Here is a 21201-nt window from a genome sequence, read left to right on the forward strand (position 1 = left end):
ACTTGCTCTTCATGCCGCAAACCGGTATGAGTGAGTCCTCTTCCCACCATGACAGCAGGCCTTCGATGCCGGTCGCGTTCCAAGTGACCCACCTTTCCGAACAACTGCATTTTTCTCCTTATATTTCAAAAGAGTTCCTCACCCATGCAGGAAATGAAACTACAAGAACTTAAAAACAAAACTCCGGTTGAGCTGCTGGCATTTGCCGATACGCTTGAGGTCGAAAATGCAAGCGCCATGCGCAAGCAGGAACTGATGTTCGCGATCCTCAAAAGCCTCGCTGCTCAGGACGTCGAAATTATCGGCGAAGGCGTGGTCGAAGTGTTGCAGGACGGATTTGGCTTCCTGCGCTCGGCTGACGCGAATTATCTGCCGGGTCCGGACGATATTTATATTTCACCTTCCCAGCTTCGCCGCTTCTCGTTGAAGACCGGTGATACGGTTGAAGGTCCGATCCGCGGTCCCAAGGAAGGCGAACGGTATTTTGCGCTTCTCAAGGTCAACACCATCAATTTTGAAGATCCTGAAAAGATCCGCCATAAGGTTCACTTCGACAATCTGACGCCGCTCTATCCAAATGAGCGCTTCAAGATGGAACTGGAAGTTCCAACATCGAAAGATCTTTCGTCGCGTGTGATTGATCTTGTTGCACCGCTCGGCAAGGGCCAGCGCGGTCTAATTGTTGCGCCGCCACGCACCGGTAAAACGGTTCTGTTGCAGAATATCGCGCATTCGATCACCGCAAATCATCCTGAATGCTATCTGATCGTGCTTCTGATTGATGAACGCCCGGAAGAAGTGACGGACATGCAGCGTTCGGTGAAGGGTGAAGTTGTTTCTTCGACCTTCGATGAGCCGGCAACGCGTCACGTGCAGGTTGCTGAAATGGTCATCGAGAAGGCCAAGCGGCTTGTTGAACACGGCCGCGATGTTGTGATCCTTCTTGATTCCATCACTCGCCTTGGCCGCGCCTACAACACGGTTGTGCCGTCATCGGGCAAGGTTCTGACCGGTGGTGTGGATGCGAATGCTCTGCAACGTCCAAAGCGCTTCTTTGGTGCAGCCCGTAACATTGAAGAAGGTGGCTCGCTCACCATCATTGCAACGGCGCTGATCGACACGGGTTCGCGCATGGACGAAGTGATCTTTGAAGAATTTAAGGGCACGGGCAACTCTGAAATCGTTCTCGACCGCAAGGTTGCCGACAAGCGTATCTTCCCGGCCATGGACATTCTCAAGTCCGGCACCCGTAAGGAAGATCTGCTTGTTCCACGCGCCGATCTTCAGAAGATTTTCGTGCTGCGTCGTATCCTTGCTCCAATGGGAACGACCGATGCGATTGAATTCCTTATCGACAAGCTCAAGCAGACGAAGAGCAACAGCGAGTTCTTCGATTCGATGAACACGTAATTTCTCGACTTCGTTGTTATGAAAAACGCCGCGTTGAGCAATCAGCGCGGCGTTTTGTTTGGCTGTGAAAAGTCGTCATGGATGCTCGCTGAGAAGGATTCTAAGCGCTGCCGCTGTCTCTACGGGTGCGAGGCAGACCTGCCCCTTACAGAGCCAGGCTGAAGGTTTATCGGCCTGTGCAATGCCACCTGTCGGAAGCGCGATAGCTTTACCCGCTTCAAAACGGATAATCTTGTCGACACGTCGTGGATCAGGAATTTTCCGAGCCACTGCGGTTAAGTCTCCCTCAGCGCTGTCATCGGCAATAACAAGCGATAGTGGTTCGGCTGCAAATCGGCTCGCATTCAATATGCCGATCTGTCCATATTGTTGCACAAGCGCGCGGCCCATGGCTTGTTCGACCAGTCGCTCATTCTGATGATAGAGATGCAGATCGCCGGTTATGAGAAACAAGCGGGTGCATGCTTCGATAATCTGACCGGTGGCGCTGGGGATTGCCTCGTCATAATCGCCATAACTATGAAGGATGACATCTTCGGCGTTGATTGCGGAGAGCCGGTAATTGCCTGACGCATCGCGATTGTTTTTATCAAGCGCCTCTTTGAGCGCCAGCGCGTCCTGAATGAATGTTGGGTCTGATGTTGCTTCAAACAGCGAAATTGCAGCGTTGATCATTGCTGCATAATCGGTTGCAAGGGCAGGGTAGAGCAGCGTGTCATCCATCCGGCAATGCGCCATGCGGCCATCGTGAAAGGATGACCCTGTTGAACGGTAAGCGGTCAGCGCATGGTCAATCCAGTCCTGTCTCTGGAAGCAGCGTCCTGCTTCTGCCAGCGCGCGAATTGCCAGTGCGTTCCAGTCTGTCAGCGCTTTTTCGTCACGTCCGGGACGCACACGTTTGGAGCGATAATCGAGCAGCTTTTTCCTTGATGCCTCTATATCGGCAGGATGCACCGCTGTTTCATCAACAGCATGAAGGCGGTTGAGAATATTTTTTCCCTCAAAATTGCCTTCCGGTTTGACGCCATAGAAGGCTTTGAAGGCTGACGCCTGTTCTCCGAGAACATGATCAATCTCAGTGTCAGTAAAAATATAGAACTTTCCTTCTTCGCCTTCGCTGTCGGCATCGAGGCTTGATGCAAAACTTCCGTCTGGCAAACGCATTTCCCGGATCAGCCAGTCAATGATCTCTTCGATTCGGATACGGAACAAATCATTTTGCGTTTCAGCATAGGCATAGGTTGCATGCCGAATGAGTTGTGCATTGTCATAGAGCATCTTTTCGAAATGCGGCACGAGCCAGTCTGCATCGACGCTGTAGCGACAAAGGCCGCCACCCAAATGATCATAGATGCCACCTTGCAGCATTGTTTTCAGCGACAACAGGAATGTATCGCGATGATGGTTCTGGCGGTTGTAGAGCCAGGACAACCACAAAGCATCCATAAAGGGTGCGCTGGGGAATTTGGGTGCATTCTCAAGGCCGCCGCGAACGGGATCGAACATCGCATATATGCGATCAGTGACCCGATCAAAATGCGCAATTTCATTGGCGCTGGCCACTGTTTGCGCGGCAAGGTGGCTTTCGAGATGGCTGAAGACCGCATCGGCATTATGGTTAATTCTTTCTTGATCTTCTCGCCAGAGATTATCAACTGCTTTGAGGACATCAACGAAGCCGGGCAGATTGTGCCTTGCTTTTGGTGGAAAATAGGTGCCACCCCAGAACGGTTTCCCATCCGGGCGCAGAAACATTGTGAGCGGCCATCCGCCCTGCTGGCCCATGGCGCCAAGCGCAGCCATATAAATCTGATCAATATCCGGACGTTCTTCGCGATCGACCTTCACATTGACGAAAAGCGCGTTCATGACTTTTGCCACTTCCGGGTCTTCAAAAGACTCGTGCGCCATCACATGGCACCAGTGACAAGCGGCATATCCAATGGAAAGCAGGATAGGGCGGTTGAGGGCGCGGGCAGCATCCAGCGCTTGCCTGCTCCAGGGCTGCCAGTGAACCGGATTATCGGCGTGCTGACGAAGATAAGCGCTTGGCTCCTTGCCGAGCCGGTTGCTGCTGATATCAGTCATAAGCCTTTTCTTTCCTCACACGAATGAATATCACGTAACAATCTATATAGAACGGGAAATCAAATGAGCGAGCCGCAACATCTTCACGACACTATTTTTGCCTTGTCGAGCGGACGCCTGCCGTCGGGCGTGGCAGTGGTTCGCATATCTGGCCCGCAAGTTCGATTCGTTATCGAAACGGTTTTGGGTCAGACTATCGAACCGCGATATGCCGCCTACAAAACCTTTCGCACGCGCAATGGTGAAGCGATCGATAGGGGATTGGCGCTGTTCTTTGCCGGACCAAACAGCTTTACCGGTGAAGATTGCGCGGAGTTCCACCTTCACGGTGGCATTGCTGTTGTTGAAAAACTGTTGGAAGAATTTGCCCATTTTCCTCATTGTCGGATTGCGGAAGCGGGCGAATTTACGCGACGCGCTTTCACCAATGGCAAGATGGACCTGACGATTGCAGAAGGTCTGGCTGATTTGATTGCTGCTGAAACTGAAGGCCAACGTCGTCTGGCTCTTCAGGTCGCATCGGGCGCGCAGCGCCAGCTCTATACAGAATGGCGTCAAAGACTGATCCGCGCACGGGCATTGATTGAGGCGGAGTTGGATTTTGCCGATGAGGGAGATGTTCCCGGTTCGGTTTCCGGACAGGTTTGGGACGCGCTCAGATCTTTGCGCGGTGAAATTGCGCGCCATATAGAGAGCGGCAAACGGGCCGCGATGCTGCGCGATGGTTTGCACATCGTTATCGCGGGTGCGCCCAATGCGGGAAAGTCCAGTCTGCTTAATTTTCTTGCCGGGCGCGAGATCGCGATTATTTCTGAAGAGGCGGGTACGACGCGTGATCTTCTTGAGGTTAAACTCAATCTCGGTGGAATACCGGTTTATGTGACCGACACGGCTGGCTTGCGGGACACGACAAGTCAGGTTGAACGCATCGGGATTGAACGTGCGCGCGAACGTGCGGCTGAGGCGGATCTGGTTCTGTTGCTGGAAGATATGCAGGAGCCGATTTCCGTTACGCTTGATGAGGGCGCTGCTGATATTTGGACAGTTGGTACCAAAACCGATCTTGAAGGTTTGACCGAGCGCAATTGGGACTATCGCATTTCCACGCGGACCTCTCAGGGGCTTGATGCTTTGCTGGCAGCCTTACAGCGCTTTGCTGAACAGCGCATCGGGTTGATTAATGATGCCGTACCAACCCGGCAGCGGCACATCAATCTGCTGCAATCGACAATTTCGGAAATAGACATCGCGATTGAGCGCGATGACCTTCCTTTGGAATTGCGTGCAGAGAATATGCGCCGCGCATCGCAACATCTCGGACGCATCACCGGGGATGTTGATGTTGAAGAAATATTGGATGTGATTTTCTCGCAATTCTGCATCGGAAAATGAGTGATTCACGTGAAACACCATCGCGGGGTGACTGCGTTGATGTGATTGTTTCACGTGAAACATCTGTGGAATCTGCCTATCCTTCTTGACTCCAGAACGGAAGCGTGAGTCGCATTTCGTATCAATTTTAGCAAAGAGTTGATGACGCTTTGCCCGACTTCCCCCTTCCGTTCAACGTTGAAACATGTCAAAGAGACTGCTTTCTCGAATTGATTTGGGTGCATCAGGATGAACATTTCAGGTTCTGCCGAAGCGACAGCTTTTGACGTCATTGTCATTGGTGGTGGACATGCGGGCTGCGAAGCGGCCGCAGCTTCTGCACGCGCGGGCGCTCGTACAGCACTTGTCACGCATCGCTTTGATACGATTGGCGTTATGTCATGCAATCCCGCTATCGGCGGACTGGGCAAAGGTCATCTTGTGCGTGAGATCGATGCGCTGGATGGATTGATGGGACGTGTTGCCGACAAGGCAGGCATCCAGTTTCGTCTGCTTAATCGTCGCAAAGGTCCGGCTGTTCGCGGTCCTCGTGCCCAGGCTGACCGCAAGCTTTATCGCCTTGCCATGCAAGAGCTGATATCGGCGCAGGATAATCTGACTGTCGTTGAAGGTGGTGCATCGGATATTTGCGTGACTGACGGCGTGATTACCGGCGTTGTTCTGGGGGATGGGCGCAGGCTTGCCTGTGATGCGGTCGTCCTGACCACAGGAACTTTCCTCAACGGTTTGATCCATATCGGCGAGAAGAAGATACCGGCTGGCCGCATGGGTGAGAAGCCGGCGCTTGGCCTGTCAGATACATTGCGCGGCCTGGGTTTTGCCGTTGGGCGTCTTAAGACCGGCACACCGCCGCGTCTTGATGGCCGCACCATTGACTGGCAAAGCCTTGATATGCAGTCGGCAGATGAGGACCCGGTTCCATTCTCACTGATGACGGACAGGATCACCACGCCACAGATCGATTGCGGCATCACGCGTACAACACCTGAGACCCATGCTATCATTCGCGCTAACCTGCATCGTTCCGCGATGTATTCCGGTTCGATTGAGGGGATCGGTCCGCGTTACTGCCCATCGGTCGAAGACAAGATCGTCAAATTTGGTGATCGTGATGGGCACCAGATTTTTCTTGAGCCGGAAGGACTGGATGATCACACGGTCTATCCGAATGGCATTTCCACATCATTGCCGGAAGAAGTGCAGCTTGCTTATCTCAAGACCATTCCTGGTCTTGAGAAGACGATTATGCTCCAGCCGGGCTATGCTATTGAATATGATTTCATCGATCCGCGCGAGTTGAAGCGCAGTCTTGAAACCCGCCGGGTGACTGGTTTGTTTCTGGCCGGTCAGATCAATGGCACGACCGGCTATGAAGAAGCCGGTGCGCAGGGATTGCTGGCAGGCCTGAATGCCGCAAGACGGGCAGGGGGCAGTGACCCTGTTATCATCCAGCGGACCGAAGCCTATATCGGCGTGATGGTGGATGATCTGACATCGCGCGGAGTCAGTGAGCCTTATCGCATGTTCACATCGCGCGCCGAGTTTCGCCTGTCATTGCGTGCGGACAATGCCGATCAGCGTCTGACGCCGCTGGCTGATCGGCTTGGCATTCTCAGTCAGGAACGGCGCGAGAGGTTTGTGGCGCGTGAAGAGGCTTTGTCCGCTGCGCGCGACATGACAAAGCAACTGATGATCACGCCCAATCAGGCGAGCCGCTATGCGTTGCATCTCAATCAGGACGGTGTGCGTCGCTCAGCCTATGATCTTTTGTCCTATCCTGATATTGATCTGGAGAAGCTGAAAGCTATCTGGCCAGAACTCGATGGCATTGCATCTGTGACCCGCGAAGCTTTGGAGATTGAAGCGCAATATGCGGTTTATATGGATCGGCAGCAAAGTGATATAGCGGTGATGGAGCGTGAGGAACGGCTTTTCATTCCGGCATCGCTGGATTTTGATTCGATTTCCGGCCTGTCGAATGAGCTGAAAGCCAAGCTTAAACAGCGTATGCCGGAAACGATTGCCGAGGCGCAGCGTGTGGAAGGCATTACACCCGCGGCTCTTGCTTTGCTGATTACGCATATCAAGAAGCATGGCGCGCGGGCGCGGGCGGCAGATGAGTTGGACGCCGAGAAGGGCGCAGCATGACTGTGGATAGCCGTTATTCTAGCTTGAAAACGATTGTTCCTGGTGTTTCACGTGAAACAACGGAGCGATTGATTGCCTTTGAAGCGCTGTTTCGCAAATGGTCTTCAGCTATCAATCTGGCCTCTCCATCCACATTGGCGGATCTCTGGAGCCGTCATATTCTTGACAGTGCGCAGATATTTCCGCTCGCTCCCGATGCAAAGCGATGGCTTGATCTCGGATCGGGCGGGGGTTTCCCCGGCATTGTAACCGCCTGCTTTCTCAAGGAAGTTCCGGGTGCTTCGATTGATCTGGTCGAAAGTGCCGGCAAAAAGGCTGCATTTCTTCGCACGGCTGCTGGCCAGCTAACTGTTCCCGCACGCGTTTCCTCCGCCCGTATCGAAGCGATGTGGGACAAAATCGAGGTGCCGGATGTTGTAACGGCCCGCGCACTCGCTTCGCTGAACGATCTTTTCGTGCTCGCGGAACCTTGGCTTACCGGAGGGGCTAAAGCTCTTTTTCAAAAAGGTCGGGATTACCAGCGGGAAATTGATGAAAGCCGTGTCGACTGGAGCTTTGATCTGATACAACACGAAAGTGCTATCGATAAAGCCTCAGTGATACTCGAGATCAGCAATCTGCGTCGTATCTCCGGTTAATTCATCATCGATAAGACAGAAAGCAGCAGGGCGACGGTAATGAGCAAAAGATCCCGGATCATAACCATTGCAAATCAGAAGGGTGGCGTTGGCAAGACAACGACTGCCATCAATCTCGCCACAGCACTGGCAGCTATTGGCGAAACTGTGCTGATCGTTGATCTCGATCCACAGGGCAATGCCAGTACGGGGCTCGGTATTGATCGCCTTAACCGCCCCTTGTCGTCTTATGATGTATTGACCCAGGCTGCATCTGCCAATGATGCAGCGATGCAGAGCGATGTGCCCAATCTTTACATTGTGCCATCGACGCTGGATCTTCTGGGTATCGAAATGGAGATTGCGCAGGCACCGGATCGAACCCGCCGCTTGCGTGATGCATTGCGTTTCGATTCCGCAGTTGCTGACAAGTTTTCCTATATTCTCGTCGACTGTCCTCCGTCCCTGAATCTGTTGACGTTGAACGCAATGGCTGCTGCGGATTCTGTTATGGTGCCGTTGCAGTGTGAGTTCTTTGCGCTGGAAGGGTTGAGCCAGCTGTTGCAGACGGTTGATCAGGTGCGTTCGACAATCAATTCCGAACTGACAATTCAGGGAATTGTCCTGACAATGTTTGATAGCCGTAACAATCTTGCATCGCAGGTTGTTGACGATGTGCGCGCATTTATGGGAGAGAAGGTCTATCGCACTGTTATCCCACGCAATGTCCGCGTGTCGGAAGCACCATCGCATGGCAAGCCAGCGATTCTTTATGATCTGAAATGCGCGGGCAGCCAGGCTTATTTGCAGCTTGCATCTGAGGTTATACAGCGCGAACGGCAGCTTAAAGCTGCATAAGTTAAGTGAGTGTCGCGCTGGCGATGCTTTATAGATTCGACTACGTAACGATTCCGGGGACTGCTGACGATGAACGATGATCCTTCAAAAAAGCGGCTTGGCCGCGGCCTGGCCGCTCTGATTGGTGAAATCGACCGCCCGGCGGAAGAGCGCAAGGTGCCAATCTCCAGCGAGCGCAATGTTCCGATTGAATTCGTAACACGCAATCCACGCAATCCGCGGCGCATGTTCTCGGAAGTCGAACTGGAAGATCTGGCGCAGTCCATCAAGGAACATGGTGTCGTTCAGCCGATTGTGGTTCGTCCGGCACCCGGTGAACCAGACCGGTTTGAGCTGATTGCCGGTGAACGCCGCTGGCGTGCATCACAGCGTGCAGGGGTCGATACGATCCCTGTTATTATCCGCGATGTTGATGATCGCGTGGCGCTTGAGATCGCAATCGTTGAAAACGTACAGCGTGCAGACCTCAATGCAGTTGAAGAAGCAATGGGATATCAACAGCTTATCGATAATCATGACTATACGCAGGCCGATCTTGCGCAGGTTATCGGCAAGAGCCGCAGTCATGTCGCCAATACGCTGCGCCTGTTGAAACTGCCGCAGCGGGTACAGGATTTTATCTCAGACGGTGCTTTGTCGGCGGGGCATGCGCGCAGCCTGATCACCATGGACGATCCGACTGCTCTTGCGGAACGCGTGGTCAAGGAAGGTCTGTCTGTGCGTCAGGTGGAAGCTTTATCGCAGGCGCGCAATGGTGGCGAGCCAAAGCCGGGCAAGAGTGCCCCTGTGGAGAAAGATGCCGATACCAAAGCGCTCGAAAAGCTGCTTTCTGATGTCACTGGCATGAAGGTCGAAATCAATCATCGCGAACGCGGTGGCGATGTGAAAATTCGCTACAGCTCGCTGGAACAGCTCGATGAGATTTGCCGCCGCCTGCAAAGCTAGAGCGCGTCCCCAAAAGTCGGAGAAGGAAATGCGCTCGGTGTGAATCACTTGCTGAGAAATTGGGGTTTCGATTTTTCACAGCATCCATCATCTAAAGCGATTGGTGGTCATTTAAACCGCTGATCGCTTTTCTGTTTGGACTGCTAGGTTTCGAAGTTACCGGTCGCTCAAGGGGAGGGCAATGCTTATGGATATGCTTGTTCAGATTGTCATCTATACGCCGATCTATGTATGGGGATTGCTGGCTTATCTGATCATACAAGGCATCAAGGGGCGTGAAACACAGATTGTTTCCGTCTGGAGAATGCTTTTTGTGCCGATCATATTCATTGGTGTGGGCTTTTTGCATTTCGACGACAGCTCTGAGCTGTTTGGTTCATTTTTGACCGCGTGGTTTATCGCTCTGGTGCTGTTGGCTCCGTTTGGATTGCTCACAGGTCCGAAAATTATTGCCGTTGATCGCCAAAACAAAACCATCGAGCGGGCTGGCGCCACGCTGCCGCTCATCCGCAACCTGATCTTCTTTTGCGCTCAATATGTGCTTGCGGTGTTGAATGTTCTTTATCCAGAAGATCATGCCAATCTCACGCTGATTACAGGTGTTGTATCAGGTGCTTCGGCCGGGTATTTTGGTGGTTGGCTTATCGCGTTGTGGAGAAAATACCAGCAAAGCCCACAGCTTAAGCTCGGATAGAGCGCATCTGCCGTTTTATCTTTTTGTTTTACGCAAAAGTTCATGCACTTTTGCTGGAAATGCTTTGTTTTTTTAAGCATTGTCCTTACGCAAAACCGCTCCGTACTTTTGCTGGAAATGCTTTGTTTTTTAAGCATTGTCCTTGCGCAAAACCGCTCCGCACTTTTGCTGGAAATGCTTTACCGCCGTGAAAGTTTCACGGCTTCAACGGAAATTGCAAGCAGGCATTGACGGATGATTGGTACCGACAGCGCCGCATTCTGACGGCTTTCGAGAACGGCTCGCTGCACACGTTCCATCACACGCGAAAGACTTTCGGCATTCCATCGGCTAACGGCATTTTCAATCAGTTTCTTGCGGTTGAAGAAGATCGGTGGTCGCGCCGAGGCGACAACAACGGACGCGTTTTTGCGTTCGGTATCCGCGATATGGCGCAGCGTCTGTATCTGTTGAAACTGACGCGCTGCCGTGTTGAGCACCAGAAAGGGTGCTGTGCCCGATTTCACGACACGGTCAAATGTGGCCTCAAAACGCGGCAGATCGCCTGTCAGAACGGCGTCCACCACTTCATCGGTGGAAAGTCCCGCCACATTGCCGACAGCTTCCCGCACATCGTCTATATCGATGCGTTCCTTGCCGCGTGCATAAAGGCAGAGCTTTTCCAACTCACCACGTGTGGCCAGACGATCACCGCCGAGGCTTGCGCGCAACAGTTGCCGTCCGTCCATGGTGATCTGCATTCTCCATTCGGCCAGCACGTCATCAATCACGCCGTCTATGCCGCGCGCATCGTCTGAATAACACGGCAATGCCATGCCGGCAGAACCGTTTTCTACAGCGCTGCGAAGGCCGGCACCTTTTTTGAGATCGCCCGCTTCGACGAGGATATAGGTTTCACGCGGCGGCTCGCTCACCAGAAGTTTCACGGCTTCCGCCAGCTTCTTTTGTCCGGCGGCATTTTTGATCCAGATCAGCCGCTCACCACCGAACATGGAAATGGTTCGTGCTTCATCGGCAAGCTTTGCCGGATCAGCATCGATCTCATCGGCATCCATGCGAATGACTGCAAATGGGTCGTCCAGCGGTAATTTGGTGGCTTTTGCGTACCGATGCGCACGTTCGCTTACCAGCCCCTTATCGGGGCCATAGAGCAGCACAACCGGAAACGAGCTGCTCGGTTTGCCAATAAACTGATCGACTTCATGTGCTTTCTTTTGCGCCATAAGGATTAACTAGCGCAATTTGCCTTCAAACAAAACAGCCATCGGTCTTTAAGAGCGGTGGCTGTGAAACAAAGCTGTTTGTAATGTTATTCGATCAGCAAAGCATCGTCATCGAGTGTCTGCCCACGCACTTTGCGGAACATGTCGATCAGGTCTTCCACGCCAAGCGTCTTGCGTTTATCGCCGGTGACGTCGAGCAAAATCTTGCCGCCATGCAGCATGATGGTGCGGTCGCCATAATCAAGCGCCTGACGCATGGAATGGGTGACCATGAGTGCCGTCAACTTGTTTTCAGCAATCAGCGTGCGGGTCAGCTCCATCACAAATTCCGCCATGCCTGGATCAAGCGCTGCCGTATGTTCGTCCAGCAGCAGCACTTCCGAGCCGGCCAGTGTTGCCATGATGAGCGAAAGCGCCTGACGCTGGCCGCCCGAGAGCAGCTCCATACGATCCTGCATACGGCTTTCGAGGCCCAAATTGAGGCTTGCCACGCGTTCACGAAACCAGTCGCGCCGCTTGGCATGAAGCGCATGGGTGAGACCACGACGTGCTCCACGCGATGCCGCCAGCGCCAGGTTTTCTTCAATCGTCAGCGTGCCGCAGCTGCCTGCAAGCGGATCCTGAAACACGCGCGCCACAAGACCGGCGCGCTCAGCGGTGGATTTGCGTGTAACATCCTGTCCGCTGATCTCAACTTTACCGGCTGTCGGAATGACATCGCCAGCAAGAACGCCTAGCAGTGTGGATTTGCCAGCGCCATTGGAGCCAATCACGGTTACAAATGAACCGCGATCCATAGTCAGATTGATCTTGTTGAGCACCTGCTTTTCCAGCGGTGTTCCACGGCCGAAAATAACGTCCAGATTGGATACTTCAATCATGATGATGCTCCTCCACGGCGCAGGCGCGGCAAGATCAGGGCGAATGTAACAAGAAGCGCTGTTGCGATATTGAGGTCGGAAGCCTGAAGTCCGACGATGCTGCCATTGGAAAGTGCGAGCTGGATGGCGATACGGTAGATGATCGATCCCAAAACACAGCCAATGAGAATGACAAGGATGAGGCGCGAGCGCAGCAAGGTTTCACCGATGATCACAGCGGCAAGGCCAACCACAATGGTGCCGACGCCGGAGGTGACGTCTGCAAAGCCGTTTGTCTGGGCAAAAAGCGAGCCACCAAGCGCTACGAGCGCATTGGAGAGTGCCATGCCGAGGTAAATCTGGCGATCGGTGCGCACGCCCTGCGCACGCGCCATTCTCGGATTGGCACCGGTTGCGCGCATGGCAAGGCCCATGTCACTTTCGAGAAAGCGCCAGACCAGGAACACTGCGATGGCAACCAGCACAAACAGGAAGGCCGGGCGCACATAATATTCAGGAATGCCGTGACCGAAAAACGGAGACAGCATTGTATCCTGATTGATGAGTGCAATGTTTGGACGGCCCATAATGCGCAGATTGACCGAGAACAGCGCAATCATCGTCAGAATGGAAGCGAGCAGATTAAGGATCTTGAAGCGCACATTCAGCGTTGCTGTTACAAGACCGGCAATCGAGCCTGCAATCATTGCAACACCAGCAGACAGCCATGGATTCCAGCCAGCAAGGATCAGAACGCCCGTGACCGCCGCACCGAGCGGAAACGAGCCATCCACGGTCAGATCGGGGAAATCGAGCACGCGGAAAGCCAGATAGACGCCAATGGCGACAAAAGAAAAGACGAGGCCCAGTTCGACCGCGCCCCAGAAGGCGATCTGACTCACATTGCGATTCCTTGTTCTTTGCCGTCATCGAAGATGATAGGGCAGCTTTTCAGCGCCATATCATTACCGGCCTTCTGGAGGTTCTGGCATTTGCCAAAGACCGCCTGGAAGGTCTGCTTCAATCACGACCGGTTTTGATTTGAGTTTGTTCCTTGAAGCGAAAGCCTTGTGGAACCATCCCCCGGTTTTGCATGCGCAATTGCATTGATTGCGCTTGTTCTGGCTAACTCTTTTTGCGGATACAACTCAAAAGTTTCAACAAGCAAGCATTATCGCTGAAAAAGCGCTGAAAAGCCGCGTTCTGTGGGCGGGTTACAACATTTTTCGAGCTATTTGCGGGTCAGACTTCGCCGCGCGCTCGCCACAACTCCCAGGCAAAACGCGCGCGGACGCCGATATCGAGGAATGGGCGCGGTGGCAACCCGCTTGGATTTCCAAGTTTTAACATGTCGTCGATCAGCGGATTGTCGAGATCGCAGGCCATGTCGGCTGCAAGGATGCCGCCAATCGTACCCTTGGTGATGCCGACTCCATTCTGGCAGAGTGAGGTGTAAATATTTTTGGCGATCTGGCCAAAACCCGGTGCACCGTTGCGCGACAGGCAAATAAAACCCGTCCAGGTGTGTTGCATATCGACATTGGCCAGCATCGGGAAACGTTGATCAAAAAGCCGCTTGTGCTCGCGCTTGATTGTTTCACGCTGCGCATTCGACTGGCGCAGCGACGGGCAGAAATGCACGTTCTGCCGCACCAGAATGCGCCGATCAGAAGTCAGGCGCATGGTGATCCCGGCAAAAGAATTGGCAGGCGTCAGGCCCCACGGTGCGACTTCGCCTATGGCCTTGTATTCCTGATCATCAAGTGGACGGCTGAGGCTCGCATGGGCTGCGAAGTTCAGTAGCTTATGTCTGAAAAAGCCAAACTGTTCACCAAACCCATTGACCGTCAGGATCATGGCGCGGGCCTGAAGCCGGCCCTCTGCCGTGGTAATGAGGATGCGATCACCATAGTCGATTTTGGTGACAGCAGAGTTTTCATAAAGCGTGACATTTGCGGGCAGGCTGTCTGCAAGGCCACGCACCAGAGCGGCCGGATTTAAAAGCGCGGTGCCATAGGTGAAGATCGCTGCTTTGAAATGGCTGGTGCCGAGCCGTTTGGTCAAAGCATTGCCTTCGAGCCAATCAAAGGGCTCGTTAAGACGCTCAAGCTCCTTGACTGTCGGCTCCAGAACTTTGCGCATCCCCTGATCGGAAACGGCGGCGTGAAACTTGCCATCCTGCCGCCAGTCGCAGTCGATGCCATGCTGGTCAATCTGCTGTTTGAGGTGATCGATTGCCGCGCGTGCCAGTGCGCGGTAGCTGTGCGACTTGGCCAGTTCCTCCATGGATGAGCTGACATTATGCGGCAGATCAATGGCAAAACCTGCCGCCCGGCCCGACGTGCCTTTTCCCACTTCCTGTGCATCAACCAGTGCAATGTGATCATTGGGCCGGTTTTCGGCAAGCCGTCTTGCTGCCGCGACACCGGCATAGCCTGCACCCAGCACGATCCAGTCGGCTTTGATGTGGCCTTTGAGGGCAGGGCGTGGTGCGCGCGCAGGCAATATCCTGCTCCAGCCATTGGTATTGTCATCAGCGGGAAGGATACGGATGGCGGGCATTTTAAAAGCTCAACAGATGTGAAACATGTTTAAAAGAAAAGGGCGGGAGATCGTCCCGCCCTTTTCCTTACAATAGAAATTGCAATTATTCGACCTTGCTGGTTGCGCGGTCGATAACAGCCTGTGGGAACTCGACGCCCATCTTCTTTGCAGCAGAAAGATTGATGACGAGGTCGGTGCCTTTTGCGATGTCGACAGGAATATCGCCCGGCTTTTCGCCGTTGAGGATTTTTACAACCACAGCGCCGGTCTGTTTGCCAACGTCGTAATAGTTGAAGCCGAGAGCGGCGAGTGCGCCGCGCTTGACCGAATCCGTATCTGCGGTGAAGAGCGGCAGCTTGCTTTCTTCAGCAACACCGACCGCACTTTCAAGCGCTGAAACGATGGTGTTGTCGGTTGGCACATACATCGCATCTGCACGACCAACGAGCGCGCGGGCTGCACCCTGAACTTCTGCCGACTTGGTTGCAGCCGATTCAACCACTTCAATGCCTTCAGCCGCAGCCGCTTCTTTCAGTGCTGCCAGAAGCGAAACGGAGTTGGTTTCACCGGAATTATAGAGATAGCCGAGCTTCTTGATGTTCGGCATCACTTCCTTGATGAGCTTGATGTGTTCGACAACCGGCGACATGTCGGAAAGGCCGGTGACATTGCCACCCGGTTTTGCCATATCCTTGACGAGCTGTGCGCCGACCGGATCAGAAACAGCGGTGAAGACAATCGGAATATCACGGGTGGCGGAAACAACGGCCTGTGCCGAAGGCGTGGAAATCGGAACGATTACATCCGGCGCGTCCCCCACGAACTGCCGTGCGATCTGTGCGGCGGTTGCCGGATTGCCCTGCGCGGACTGATAGACGAATGTCAGATTTTCGCCTTCCTTGAAGCCGGCCTCTGCCAGCGCATCCTTGACGCCATCGCGTGCCGCATCCAGTGCCGGATGCTCAACAATGGCCGTAACGGCAACCGTTACGTCTTTGGCCTGCGCGTGCGTTGCGATGGCCGTTGCGGCCAGCAAGGCCAGAAGCATAGAACGCATGAAAATCTCCCCTGTTTTGGTGCGTCGTCTGTCGGCATAGGCTCAATATCCGGTTCCCCGGATTGAAGGGCTTAACCGCGTCTTTTGAGGCTTAATCCGGTCCGAATAGACTGTCAACGTGTTGTCATCACAGCCCGGCTTGCGCGCGTTATATTCCGTTTCATGAACACAGTGTTCAGCGGCCTTTCAATGACTATCGCCCGGTGCCATATTCTGACAAAACAGATGAAAAGTGCTTCCTCGCACGCAAGGACAATCGTCATGAAAAAGATAGGCTTTCTTTCATTCGGCCATTGGTCGCCTTCTCCGCAGTCGGGAACCCGTTCAGCGGGTGACGCGCTTCTGCAATCCATCGATCTGGCGGTTGCCGCTGAAGAGCTGGGCGCAGACGGCGCTTATTTCCGCGTGCACCATTTTGCGCGCCAGCTTGCTTCGCCATTTCCATTGCTTGCAGCCGTGGGTGCCAAAACCAGCAAGATTGAGATCGGCACTGCCGTGATCGATATGCGCTATGAAAACCCGTTCTATATGGCTGAAGATGCCGGTGCTGCCGATCTCATTGCGCAGGGCCGATTGCAGCTTGGGCTGAGCCGCGGATCGCCTGAACAGGTGATCGATGGCTGGCGTTATTTTGGCTATAAGCCGGATGAAGGCACAAGCGATGCCGATATGGGCCGCCAGCATGCGGAAGTGTTTTTGGGCGCGCTCAAAGGCGAAGGCTTTGCACAGCCCAACCCGCGTCCGATGTTTCCGAACCCTCCCGGCCTGCTGCGTCTTGAACCGCATTCGGAAGGTTTGCGGGATCGAATCTGGTGGGGTGCCGGTTCCAATGCCACAGCACGTTGGGCCGCAAAACTTGGCATGAACCTGCAAAGCTCGACGCTGAAGGATGATGAAACGGGTGAGCCGTTCCATGTTCAGCAGGCAGCGCAAATCCGTGCTTATCGCGAAGCATGGAAAGAAGCAGGCCATACAACCACGCCACGCGTTTCGGTGAGCCGCAGCATCTTTGCGCTGGTTGATGACCGCGACCGGGCTTATTTCGGTGGCGGGAGCAAAGAGCAGGATTCCATCGGCTATCTTGATGAGAACACGCGCGCCATCTTCGGCCGTTCCTATGCCGCAGAGCCCGATGCGCTTATCAAAGAGTTGCAAAAGGATGAAGCGATTGCCGAAGCCGATACCCTGCTTCTGACCGTGCCGAACCAGCTCGGCGTTGCATACAATGCCCATGTGATCGAAGCGATCCTCAAGCATGTTGCACCGGCACTGGGCTGGCGCTAACACGCGGCCTGATTAAACGCTCGCGGCATAACGTGCCGCGAGGGTTCGGAGTATTTCCTGTTTAGACTGAATCCTTGGAAAGGCTCTCTGTGTTTTTCTTCACGCATGTCGTTATCAGAAAACCGGTGTCCACTTTTCCGCGACATGGTTTTTTTCTTCACGCATGTCGTTATCAGAAAACCGGTGTCCACTTTTCCGCGACATGGTTTTTTCTTCACGCATGTCGTTATCGGAAAACCGGTTCCCACTTTTCCGCGACATGCTTTAAGTTTCTCAAAATTCTCCGAATATTCGCACCGTCGCTCCATAAGCATTTTCGCGCGATGCGGTGCGCATGATATAGGGCGTTAATGAAAGACCGACTGATTTATTGACCGCATAGCTGAGGCTTGTTGATGCGGAACCGCGCATATGGGCAAAGTCCGAACCATATACCAGCGCGCCGATATAATCTGCGTGCGCATCAAATTCCGGGTCTTTGTGCGCGATATCCTGTTCGATCTCACCATTGACGGACCACCGGAACCGATCGCTGAGCGGCATGCTGTAATTGGCGCCTGCATAAGCCGTTGTGAGCTGATATTTCATCGTGCTGTAGGTGAACGGGAACAGCACATTGTTTTCCGTGTATCCATCCATGGAAATATCGCTGTAACGCAGACCACCATAATAGCCGAACGCTGCATTGTTCACGCTGAGATTGTCGGTGCGTCCGATTTCAAGCGCTGTGCTCCAGCCTTGCAGGCGTGTTGTGCCGGTTCCCGCTTCTGTAAAGGGAAGGAGCGGGCGGGTTATATCTGTGTCGTAACGGTTTGCAGCAAGGCTTGCGCGCACATACCACGCGCCATTTGCCGTTTTTTGTTTCCATTGCGCATAAATACCGCCACCGAAATTGTCGTGTGCTGTGTCAAAACCGTCCGGCTGTTCTTGCCAGAAAGAATGGGCGATGGTGGCGCCTGCCGAGAAACTATCGGTAAAGCCGTGTGCGAGCGTGAAACCTGTCAGTAAATCGCGCTGATCGCCAAAACCACTGATGTCTGTGAACTGCGAATAACAGGTCTGGCCGGCACGATCCACATTGCAGGTGCCCTGCAATTTATTCAGCGTCAGGCGCTGCGCTTCCATGGCGGAAAAGCCGCTGAATGCCAGCTTTAACACGGTCGCAACGGTGTGATCGACATCGATGACTGTGGGTTTGGTCACGTGCTCGGCTGATGGAGAGTTTGGTGTCGGCCCAGCGCCATGATTTTCACCCGGTGTCGGCCCAGGATCAGGATCGGTTCCCGGATTTGTTGGTGTCGTCCCAGGATCAGGATCAGTTCCGGGATTTGTCGGATTTGTCTCGGGATCCGTCTCTTCATCCGTTCCGGGATTGATTGCCGGTAGTTTCCATAATGTCGCGTGAAGTTCACCCTGAGCGGTTTGGGCCGTCCCAACTATAACGCTGCCATCATCAGAAATATCATAGGCAATGGCATTGTCCCCGCCAATTGTTCCCAGATCAATCATGCCGTCATTTTCCGTCCACCGGAAAGCGCGCATCGCCATTGTATCTGTGTAGCTGTAACCAGTCACCGCTTTGCCATTGCTGGTCATGCCAAGAGCATGTGAAATCTCACCACCCAGTGAGCCCAAACTCATCATGCCAGTTTCCGATGTCCAGCGAAAAGCCTGATCATAGCCGCTGTCTATAGTCGCTGTGCCGATCACAACTTTTCCATCTGCGGAAACCAAGTCAGCAATGCTGTTTTGTATATTTCCCTGCGCATTGAGATCAACCATGCCGGTCTCTGCCGTCCAGCGAAAAGCATGTTGCTGATGATCGGCGGTATCACTGGCACCGACGATTACGGATCCATCCGCTGAAACGCCGCGTGCGGTTGAATTATTGCCGCCCAGTGTCTCAAGACTGACCATGCCCGTGGCTTGTGTCCATCGAAATGCTTTTGTTTGCAATGTTTGGGTTGTGCTATAGCCAACAAGGGTGGTGCCATCAGCGGAAATAGCGTTGGAGAAGGACGATATTCCACCCAGCGTGCCAAGACCGGTTATGCCATCCTGAAGTGTCCAGCGAAACGCATTGGTCTCGGCATTATCGGCGAGAGAACTGTTGCCAATGACAACATCGCCATTGGCTGAAACCCCGGTGGTATAGGATGTATTTCCCCCCAGCGTGCCAATGTTGCGCATGCCTGTATCCCGTGTCCACCAGAATGCGTTTGTTTGTGTGGCACTGACAGAACTGCTGCCGATTGCAGCACGTCCGTTTGCCGAAATCACATGAATTGCGGTTTCGCCAGAGCCATCAAGGGACCCAAGATCGGTTATACCATCCGGGGTAATGACAAAAGATTTGTCATACGCACCACTTGCTGACATTCGCCTTACGCCAAATGTTTTGCCGTCCGCAGATATGGTGACTGCATCAGCGCGTGATCCTCCGAAAGAACCGTGAACTTCATAAAGAGGAGCGTCAGCCCAGGCTTGAGAACTGATTGTCATAATTATTGTTGATTTTAGTATTAACTTATATTTTGACATGGAATATACAGCTCTCATTTAGAATTTTATAATTTAAATGTATGCAATACTTAATAAAGACTTAATTTATTCTAGTGAGATGCTGGGATAAAAATCAAGCATTATTGATTTAAATATTTATCTTATAGCTGGCCGTATATTGGGAAGTGAGGACGTGCGTGATCACACATCGCTTTGGATGCGCCATGGCATTTTTGTATGAGGAAGGTGTTTTTTTATAAAGCTTTATAAGTCTTTGATTGTCTCTATTCTATGCCATGCAAAGTAAGCAGATTTTTCATGCGTTGGATTGCAAGGCCGGGCTGGTCGAGAACATTGGCCTGATCTGCCAGGCGGAAAATCTCCGCATAATGCAGGATGCCACGGGCTGATTGCATCCCGGCAGGCATGGTAAAATGGGTCTGATGCCCATTGAGCCAGGCGAGGAATACAACGCCTGCCTTGTAATATTGTGTGGGGGCTTCAAAAATTTTGCGCGATAGGGGCACGGTCGGTTCGATGATCGCGCGGAAGCCTGCATTGTTACCCTTGGCAAGGGCGGTAAGGGCGCTTGAAGCCTGTGGTGCAACCGCATCAAAAATCCCAAGCAGCGCATGGCTGTGCTTGTTGCCATCACCTTCGATCAATGGTGCGTAATTGAAATCATCGCCCGTAAAACACAGAACGCCATCCGGCAGGCGGTTGCGCAGCGCGATCTCATAGCGTTCTTCGAGCAGTGAAATTTTGATGCCTTCTACTTTGTCGCTATTGGTTTCTATAATGCCGATGACTGTATCAAGTGCGTCTTCAAACCTGTCCGAACCCCAATAACCTTTAAGCTGTGGGTCGAACATATCGCCCAGCCAGTGCAGGACCACTTTTTCGCGCGCGTTTGTGAGGATGTGGTTGTAAACCCTGATGTAATCGTTGGGTGAACGGGCAATGTGGGCGAGCGCGCGGCTGGCCATGAGAATGAAACGACCGCCATGTTTTTCGATGAATTCAGCCTGTGTTTCATAGGCTTTAATCACATCATCAAGGCTTTTTGCCTCCGCCGGATCAAGATGATCGGTGCCTGCGCCGGATGCCAGATCGGCGCCACTCACGGTTTTGCTTTCTGTGAGCGAGCGGCGGATGAGTTCCTGTGCACCAGCCCAGTTGAGGCCCATGCCGCGCTGTGATGTGTCCATTGCTTCCGCGATCTGAAAGCCAAGGCTCCAGAGGTGATGGCGGAAAGCCATGGTCGCATCCCAGTCAATCGCCGGAGCATTCCATGGCGTGCTGTCTCTGAGCGGGTCTGAAACCACATGTGCTGCCGCATAAGCGATGCGATTGAATTTCGGAGGAGAGGCGGGGCGCGGTGTCGGGGTGCCACGCAAGTGATAGGCTTTTACGCTTCCGTCTGCAAAGGGTAGGGATAGCACGTTTTCCGATAATGCACTCATGTCAATCCTCCAACTCCACGACGACATGAATAATTTATATCGTTCCAAATATCAAGACGGGATTAAATAAGGCGCGATTATGTCTTAATGGCGGATAATTTGTGAAATGCGAAAAA

At 53.2% G+C, this 21201-nt stretch carries 16 protein-coding genes; 8 read left to right on the forward strand and 8 right to left on the reverse strand.

The window, feature by feature from the left end:
• The first annotated feature begins 144 nt into the window (after positions 1 to 144).
• Positions 145 to 1410, forward strand: a complete 1266-nt coding sequence (gene rho / locus VBH83_RS01560; protein WP_265982434.1) for a transcription termination factor Rho — start codon at positions 145 to 147, stop codon at positions 1408 to 1410.
• 75 nt (positions 1411 to 1485) lie between these two features.
• Here rho and VBH83_RS01565 read toward each other — a convergent pair whose 3' ends face one another.
• Positions 1486 to 3498 carry a thioredoxin domain-containing protein gene (locus VBH83_RS01565; protein ID WP_396996022.1) on the reverse strand — a complete coding sequence of 671 codons (2013 nt, stop codon included), beginning with the start codon at positions 3496 to 3498 and terminating at the stop codon, positions 1486 to 1488.
• Positions 3499 to 3561: 63 nt separating this feature from the next.
• Here VBH83_RS01565 and mnmE point away from each other — a divergent pair, with 63 nt between their 5' ends.
• From mnmE to VBH83_RS01595, 6 genes are all read left to right on the forward strand, one after another.
• Positions 3562 to 4890, forward strand: a complete 1329-nt coding sequence (mnmE, locus tag VBH83_RS01570; protein ID WP_396996024.1) for a tRNA uridine-5-carboxymethylaminomethyl(34) synthesis GTPase MnmE — start codon at positions 3562 to 3564, stop codon at positions 4888 to 4890.
• 228 nt (positions 4891 to 5118) lie between these two features.
• Positions 5119 to 7038 carry a tRNA uridine-5-carboxymethylaminomethyl(34) synthesis enzyme MnmG gene (gene mnmG, locus VBH83_RS01575; protein WP_396996026.1) on the forward strand — a complete coding sequence of 640 codons (1920 nt, stop codon included), beginning with the start codon at positions 5119 to 5121 and terminating at the stop codon, positions 7036 to 7038.
• A complete protein-coding gene (gene rsmG, locus VBH83_RS01580) occupies positions 7035 to 7676 on the forward strand; it encodes a 16S rRNA (guanine(527)-N(7))-methyltransferase RsmG (RefSeq protein ID WP_396996028.1) in 642 nt (213 codons plus the stop codon). Before mnmG ends, rsmG begins: the two co-directional genes overlap by 4 nt.
• A 39-nt stretch (positions 7677 to 7715) precedes the next feature.
• A complete protein-coding gene (locus tag VBH83_RS01585; protein WP_265982429.1) occupies positions 7716 to 8513 on the forward strand; it encodes a ParA family protein in 798 nt (265 codons plus the stop codon).
• 69 nt (positions 8514 to 8582) lie between these two features.
• Complete coding sequence (locus tag VBH83_RS01590) at positions 8583 to 9458, forward strand: ParB/RepB/Spo0J family partition protein (RefSeq protein WP_265982428.1); 876 nt, start codon at positions 8583 to 8585, stop codon at positions 9456 to 9458.
• Positions 9459 to 9645: 187 nt separating this feature from the next.
• Positions 9646 to 10152, forward strand: coding sequence for a hypothetical protein (locus VBH83_RS01595; protein WP_265982427.1), 507 nt, complete (start codon positions 9646 to 9648; stop codon positions 10150 to 10152).
• A gap of 179 nt (positions 10153 to 10331) precedes the next feature.
• On the opposite strand, the gene holA is transcribed toward VBH83_RS01595, so the two are convergent.
• From holA to VBH83_RS01620, 5 genes are all read right to left on the reverse strand, one after another.
• Positions 10332 to 11375 carry a DNA polymerase III subunit delta gene (gene holA / locus VBH83_RS01600; RefSeq protein ID WP_396996031.1) on the reverse strand — a complete coding sequence of 348 codons (1044 nt, stop codon included), beginning with the start codon at positions 11373 to 11375 and terminating at the stop codon, positions 10332 to 10334.
• 86 nt (positions 11376 to 11461) lie between these two features.
• Positions 11462 to 12256 carry an ABC transporter ATP-binding protein gene (locus VBH83_RS01605; RefSeq protein ID WP_265982425.1) on the reverse strand — a complete coding sequence of 265 codons (795 nt, stop codon included), beginning with the start codon at positions 12254 to 12256 and terminating at the stop codon, positions 11462 to 11464.
• Positions 12253 to 13137 carry an ABC transporter permease gene (locus tag VBH83_RS01610; protein ID WP_265982424.1) on the reverse strand — a complete coding sequence of 295 codons (885 nt, stop codon included), beginning with the start codon at positions 13135 to 13137 and terminating at the stop codon, positions 12253 to 12255. Before VBH83_RS01610 ends, VBH83_RS01605 begins: the two co-directional genes overlap by 4 nt.
• Positions 13138 to 13477: 340 nt before the next feature.
• Positions 13478 to 14797, reverse strand: a complete 1320-nt coding sequence (locus VBH83_RS01615) for an FAD-binding oxidoreductase (RefSeq protein WP_265982423.1) — start codon at positions 14795 to 14797, stop codon at positions 13478 to 13480.
• Positions 14798 to 14882: 85 nt separating this feature from the next.
• On the reverse strand, positions 14883 to 15836 hold the full coding sequence (locus VBH83_RS01620; RefSeq protein WP_265982422.1) for an ABC transporter substrate-binding protein: 954 nt from the start codon (positions 15834 to 15836) through the stop codon (positions 14883 to 14885).
• Between the two features lie 261 nt (positions 15837 to 16097).
• On the opposite strand from VBH83_RS01620, the gene VBH83_RS01625 reads away from it, so the two are divergent.
• A complete protein-coding gene (locus tag VBH83_RS01625) occupies positions 16098 to 17120 on the forward strand; it encodes an LLM class flavin-dependent oxidoreductase (protein WP_265982421.1) in 1023 nt (340 codons plus the stop codon).
• Between the two features lie 273 nt (positions 17121 to 17393).
• On the opposite strand, the gene VBH83_RS01630 is transcribed toward VBH83_RS01625, so the two are convergent.
• Entirely contained in the window at positions 17394 to 19499 is a 2106-nt protein-coding gene (locus VBH83_RS01630) for an autotransporter domain-containing protein (RefSeq protein WP_396996034.1), read from the reverse strand.
• Positions 19500 to 19906: 407 nt separating this feature from the next.
• Positions 19907 to 21085 carry a dihydrodipicolinate synthase family protein gene (locus VBH83_RS01635; RefSeq protein ID WP_265982419.1) on the reverse strand — a complete coding sequence of 393 codons (1179 nt, stop codon included), beginning with the start codon at positions 21083 to 21085 and terminating at the stop codon, positions 19907 to 19909.
• Positions 21086 to 21201: the final 116 nt, after the last annotated feature.

Source organism: Ochrobactrum sp. S1502_03 (assembly GCF_044435015.1).
GTDB classification, from domain to species: Bacteria; Pseudomonadota; Alphaproteobacteria; order Rhizobiales; family Rhizobiaceae; genus Brucella; species Brucella chromiisoli.

What these genes read in the sequence shown, in the direction of transcription:
- rho (WP_265982434.1), top strand. Translation starts at nt 145, where the DNA reads ATGCAGGAAATGAAACTACAAGAACTTAAAAACAAAACTCCGGTTGAG.
- VBH83_RS01565 (WP_396996022.1), bottom strand. Translation starts at nt 3,498, where the DNA reads ATGACTGATATCAGCAGCAACCGGCTCGGCAAGGAGCCAAGCGCTTAT.
- mnmE (WP_396996024.1), top strand. Translation starts at nt 3,562, where the DNA reads ATGAGCGAGCCGCAACATCTTCACGACACTATTTTTGCCTTGTCGAGC.
- mnmG (WP_396996026.1), top strand. Translation starts at nt 5,119, where the DNA reads ATGAACATTTCAGGTTCTGCCGAAGCGACAGCTTTTGACGTCATTGTC.
- rsmG (WP_396996028.1), top strand. Translation starts at nt 7,035, where the DNA reads ATGACTGTGGATAGCCGTTATTCTAGCTTGAAAACGATTGTTCCTGGT.
- VBH83_RS01585 (WP_265982429.1), top strand. Translation starts at nt 7,716, where the DNA reads ATGAGCAAAAGATCCCGGATCATAACCATTGCAAATCAGAAGGGTGGC.
- VBH83_RS01590 (WP_265982428.1), top strand. Translation starts at nt 8,583, where the DNA reads ATGAACGATGATCCTTCAAAAAAGCGGCTTGGCCGCGGCCTGGCCGCT.
- VBH83_RS01595 (WP_265982427.1), top strand. Translation starts at nt 9,646, where the DNA reads ATGGATATGCTTGTTCAGATTGTCATCTATACGCCGATCTATGTATGG.
- holA (WP_396996031.1), bottom strand. Translation starts at nt 11,375, where the DNA reads ATGGCGCAAAAGAAAGCACATGAAGTCGATCAGTTTATTGGCAAACCG.
- VBH83_RS01605 (WP_265982425.1), bottom strand. Translation starts at nt 12,256, where the DNA reads ATGATTGAAGTATCCAATCTGGACGTTATTTTCGGCCGTGGAACACCG.
- VBH83_RS01615 (WP_265982423.1), bottom strand. Translation starts at nt 14,797, where the DNA reads ATGCCCGCCATCCGTATCCTTCCCGCTGATGACAATACCAATGGCTGG.
- VBH83_RS01620 (WP_265982422.1), bottom strand. Translation starts at nt 15,836, where the DNA reads ATGCGTTCTATGCTTCTGGCCTTGCTGGCCGCAACGGCCATCGCAACG.
- VBH83_RS01625 (WP_265982421.1), top strand. Translation starts at nt 16,098, where the DNA reads ATGAAAAAGATAGGCTTTCTTTCATTCGGCCATTGGTCGCCTTCTCCG.
- VBH83_RS01630 (WP_396996034.1), bottom strand. Translation starts at nt 19,499, where the DNA reads ATGTCAGCAAGTGGTGCGTATGACAAATCTTTTGTCATTACCCCGGAT.
- VBH83_RS01635 (WP_265982419.1), bottom strand. Translation starts at nt 21,085, where the DNA reads ATGAGTGCATTATCGGAAAACGTGCTATCCCTACCCTTTGCAGACGGA.